This window comes from Sphingomonas sp. NPDC019816 (assembly GCF_050274375.1).
Taxonomy (GTDB): Bacteria; Pseudomonadota; Alphaproteobacteria; order Sphingomonadales; family Sphingomonadaceae; genus Sphingomonas.
In genome coordinates, this window is record NZ_JBNNOB010000200.1 from 1 (window position 1) to 4,377 (window position 4,377).

Sequence of the window (4,377 nt, forward strand, 5' to 3'; positions counted from 1 at the left end):
GCTCAGGCTGAACGGAGTTTGGGAGCCATCCCCCGGCCCGTTCAGCCTGAGCGAAGTCGAAGGCCACGTCCCAACCCTCAGAGCATAGCCAGCACCGCTGCCAGCCTGCTCATTCGGTCTTTTCCTCGCGATACTTCATTTCCAGATAACGGCCACGCGTCGACAGGCTGTCCAGATCGGCCTGCGCCAGTCGCTGGGTCATGTCGCCGATCTCCTGCTCGATCAGCTTCAGGCCATCGACCAACTGCGCGTCCGGCGTCCGCCCGTTGCGCTCGACGCGGCGCAGCGGTTCGGGCACGCGTTCGTAATCGCGCAGGAAGGCGGGAAGCTGCTCGCCGATCAGGCGGCGGACCTCCATCGCCTCGACCGTGTCGTTGTCGACGGCGGCGAGCTGCGGCGACAGCGTCTCCAGCCGCTGGCCGATCCGGTCGACCAGCGTGACGGCGGGCGCGGGCAGGCGCGGGCGCTGCGCCTCCAGCCAGCGTTCGGTCTGGCCGGGCAGCGCCTTGATGTCGACCTGCGCCAGCTTGGCGGGGCTGGGCGCGCGCGGGGCGGGGGCGAGCGCGATCATCAGCGTCACCGCCAGCATCAGCAGCATCGCCGCCAGCGCGCCGAAAATGCCGATGCCGCCGGGCAGGATCAGGCCCGTCACCATCGCCGCGATCAGGATGGCGGCGTTGGCGATGGCGATCAGGATCACCCGGCGCATCACCGAGCGCGCCTGGCGCCGGACGCGCTTGACCGCCACCTGCGCGGTTCCGCGATAATCCTGCGAGATGCGCGCCATCACTTCGCGCGCACGCTCGATCTGGGCATCGACCTCGTTCGACCGGGGGGTGGTCACCGGCTTACAATGCCTCCAGCTTGAACGAGGAAGCGGCCGACCCGCCGGTCAGCTGTGGGTTCTGCGCGCCCTCGGCCCGGGCGATATAGCCCTTCGACTTCTCGACCTCCTGGCCCAGCGTGTTGACCGTGGTCTTCATCGAATCGAGCGCCTTCAGCTTGAAGCTGTCGATCGCGTCCATTGTGTCATAGATATTCTGGAAGGCGCGTTGCAGCGTCTCCAGCGGAATGGTCGAGGCCGCCGCCTGCTCGTGAATCTGCGCGGTCTGGCTGCGCAGCAGCTTGCCGGTCGAATCGATGATGTTGGCGGTCGTCGAGTTGAGCGCGGTGATCTGGTCCAGCACCAGCTTCTGGTTCGCCAGCGCCTGCGCCACGGTGACGGCGGTGCGCAGCGCCGAGACGGTGGTGGTCGAGGCGCGGTCGACGCCCTTCACCAGCTCGACATTGTTCTTCTTGACCAGATCGAGCGCCAGATAGCCCTGCACGGTGACCGCCATCTGGGTCAGCAGGTCCTGGGTCCGCTGGCGGGTGTAGAATAAAGCCGTCTCGCGGATCGCCTTGGCCTTGGCGGGATCGGTATGATCCAGCTCGTTCGCCGTATCCTCCAGCTTGGCATCCATCGTCTTGGACAGATGGATCATCTGTTCCAGCCGGCCCATCGCCGACCACAGGTTCGCGCGCTCGGTATCGATCGCGGCATTGTCCATCAGCAACTCCTCGCGGCCTGAAGACAAGCTCTTGAGGATCGCGGCGATATGCGTCTGCGACGAGCGATAGCCGTCGAAATAGTCGCGCATTTTGTTGCCGAAGGGCAGGATGCCGAGCAGCTTGCGCGGCGCGGAGAGATTACCCTGTTTGCCCGGGTCGAGGCTTTCGACGACGCGGCGCAACTCGGTCAGGTCCTTGCCCACCCCGGTCTCGCCATCCATCGCCTTGACCGGCCGGTCGAGGAAGCGGTTGGACTGGCTGGCGGCCTCGCGGATTTCCTTTTGCCCCATGGCGGTGATCGCGTCGACGCGGCGGCCGAATTCGGGGCTGTTCACGTCCTGCGCGATCAGTTCGGCGACGAAGCCGTCGACCTTCTGCTCCAGCTGGCTGCGCGTCTTGTCGTCCACGGGCACCAGCCCGGCGGCCTGGGCGGGCGCCACCGTCGGCACGGGATCGGGCGGCGTCAGCGTCAGCCCTTTATCCGCGGTTACGGTGTCGGCGGTCGTGGCCATGCGTTCAGTCTCCAAATGCCTTGCCGCTAGTGTGGAGGGGATGGGCGCGGGGTTCAAGTGTATTACTGGAATAATACGTGGAGACGAGGCTCACCACCGTCATCCCGAACCCCGTTCAGCCTGAGCGAAGTCGAAGGCCACGTACCGACGACGGCCGACAAGGCGATGGAAGATAGGGAATCCCGTGGCCTTCGACTTCGCTCAGGCTGAACGGAGGGTGGGGTCGGGGATAGGTGGGAGGGCGTTGCCCCCAAATGAAAAGAGGCTGCCGGGACGTCATCGCGACGGCCCCGGCAACCCCTAAACATGGTCAGCGGCCGGAGAGCTCCAGCCCGGGAGACCATGCGGGCCTCAAGACATCAGACGCGACCGTTGATTGGGGGAGAATACCCCCCGCGACGCGCCCGTCGATGTCAGAGACCGGCCCCCCGAACGAACTGAACCGACCCCCTTGCTGAACCATGAGACATCGGATCACCTCCTTTCGCTAGTTAAAGCCAATGCGCCCTTTCAAAGTGCGCAAAGCCAATGTGCGTAGGCGAAAGCCAATAAACAAGACTTGTAATGCAACGATGTTTGGCCGAGCATCTTGCGCCCGCCGGATCGAGCGGGGTCAGCCCCGACAATCCTCGATCACGCGCCCGATCTCGGCATAGGCCGGGATGACCAGCGGCGGCTGGCCGGCCTGTTCGATCGTGAAGCGGCCCCGGCTGAACGCCATGGCGTCGAGCAGTCGATCATTGGCGGCCAGCACCAGTTCGGCCCCGGCAGCCCCGGCCTGCGCGGCGACGTTGCGCACTGTGCTCGACGTGCGGATCGTCCAGCTGCCCGCGACCGATCCCGGGCGGCCCAGGCGCACCGAGCGGTTGCGCAGGTTGCACGACAGGGTCAGCCGGGGCGCGCCCGCCACACCGTATGTCGAGGCCGAGCCTTGCGCCGTCCGCTGATACCGCCAGTCGCCCGGCGTCAGCGGCCAGTCGCGCCAGTCGCTCCCCAGCACCGGACGCGGCGCGGGCGGGGCGGGACGGGGGGGCTGCTTCACGGGCGGTGGCGCCTGGGGCGGCGTGGTGGCGGGGATACAGCCGGTAAGGGCGGTGGCCAGGACCAAAGTCGAGGCAAGCGGGGTAAAGGACAGGCGACGCATCGCGCCCAGCCTATGAGCGAGCGGCGGGAAGGGCTCAACCCCGCGCTGCGACGGGCCGTGCCGGGGCGGCGGGCATCGGAACCGCTGGCACGGGCAACGGGTTCAGCCGTCTAAACGGAGGTTAATTATGGCTGATCACGACACGCCCACCCTGATCCTCGTCCAGTCGACGGTGTCCGGCACGTTGAAGCTGGAAAGCCGTGACGGCGATTCGATCGGCAGCGTCCATGCCTTCATGGTCCACAAGCGCTCGGGCCGTGCGACCCATGCCGTACTGGCGCTGGGCGGATTCCTGGGCATGGGCAAGAGCTTCTATCCCGTGCCGTTCAGCCTGTTGCAGTTCGATCCGGTGGGCGATCAATATGTGATCACCGTCGACCGCCGTCTGCTGGAGGGCGGGCCGAGCTGGGCGAACAACGCGCCGGTGTTCGATCAGGCTTATGCCGACCGCGTCGCGGGCTATTATGGGGTGGGGACGGAGAATTTGGATTTGGGGTGAGGTTTCGCAGGGTAGCCTTTGGGGCGTTCCCTCCCCCATCCCCTCCCGCTTGCGGGAGGGGCGTGCCCGAGGCACTGGCAGAATTCCTTCGAAGGTAGCGCCCTGACGGTCGCCCGGTAACGCACCCCTCCCGCAGGCGGGAGGGGATGGGGGAGGGCCACCGCCAAGCAGCCCACCCCCAACGATCAATTCGCCTTCCGCCCACTCGCGAACTTCTTGCTCTTTCCGAACCGCGTCTTGCGCGTCCCCGGCTTGCCCTCGTTGGAGCGGCCCATGATCGGCGCCTTCTGCTCATGCACCGGCAGACCCAGCTCCTCATTCTCCAGCTGGCGGATCTCATCGCGCAACCGGCCCGCTTCCTCGAACTCGAGGTCGGCGGCGGCCTTGCGCATCTTCTTTTCGAGTTCCTCGATATAGGCGCGTAAGTTGTGGCCGACCATGTGCGGGCGGTCCTCGTCGATCGGCACCGTCACCTGATCGCCCGACGCCACATGGGCGATGATGTCGCCGATCTGGCGGCGGATCGTCTGCGGCGTGATGCCGTGTTCGGTGTTATACGCCATCTGCTTCTCGCGACGCCGCGAGGTTTCCAGCATGGCGCGCTCCATCGATCCGGTGATCCGGTCGGCATAGAGGATCACGCGCCCGTCGACATTACGCGCCGCGCGCCC

Annotated in this window: 5 protein-coding genes; 1 reads left to right on the plus strand and 4 read right to left on the minus strand. The window is 66.3% G+C overall.

Going from position 1 to position 4,377, the window contains the following annotated elements:
* Positions 1-109: 109 nt before the first annotated feature.
* The 3 genes from ACQKJZ_RS18220 to ACQKJZ_RS18230 form a co-directional block, all read right to left on the minus strand.
* The gene (locus ACQKJZ_RS18220) at positions 110-844 is read right to left on the minus strand and encodes a hypothetical protein (RefSeq protein ID WP_427732972.1); all 735 of its coding nucleotides are present in this window, start codon (positions 842-844) and stop codon (positions 110-112) included.
* A 4-nt stretch (positions 845-848) separates the two neighbouring features.
* A complete protein-coding gene (locus tag ACQKJZ_RS18225; RefSeq protein WP_427732974.1) occupies positions 849-2,063 on the minus strand; it encodes a toxic anion resistance protein in 1,215 nt (404 codons plus the stop codon).
* 613 nt (positions 2,064-2,676) lie between these two features.
* Positions 2,677-3,207: a hypothetical protein gene (locus ACQKJZ_RS18230; protein WP_427732976.1), complete on the minus strand. Its 531-nt coding sequence runs from the start codon at positions 3,205-3,207 to the stop codon at positions 2,677-2,679.
* Between the two features lie 127 nt (positions 3,208-3,334).
* Here ACQKJZ_RS18230 and ACQKJZ_RS18235 point away from each other — a divergent pair, with 127 nt between their 5' ends.
* The gene (locus tag ACQKJZ_RS18235) at positions 3,335-3,706 is read left to right on the plus strand and encodes a PRC-barrel domain-containing protein (protein WP_183952416.1); all 372 of its coding nucleotides are present in this window, start codon (positions 3,335-3,337) and stop codon (positions 3,704-3,706) included.
* Positions 3,707-3,891: 185 nt separating this feature from the next.
* On the opposite strand, the gene ACQKJZ_RS18240 is transcribed toward ACQKJZ_RS18235, so the two are convergent.
* The coding region (locus ACQKJZ_RS18240) for a UvrB/UvrC motif-containing protein (RefSeq protein WP_427732978.1) at positions 3,892-4,377 on the minus strand (486 nt) is incomplete at its 5' end.

Coding starts and splice junctions, on each gene's coding strand:
- ACQKJZ_RS18225 (WP_427732974.1), bottom strand. CDS start 2,063: ATGGCCACGACCGCCGACACCGTAACCGCGGATAAAGGGCTGACGCTG.
- ACQKJZ_RS18230 (WP_427732976.1), bottom strand. CDS start 3,207: ATGCGTCGCCTGTCCTTTACCCCGCTTGCCTCGACTTTGGTCCTGGCC.
- ACQKJZ_RS18235 (WP_183952416.1), top strand. CDS start 3,335: ATGGCTGATCACGACACGCCCACCCTGATCCTCGTCCAGTCGACGGTG.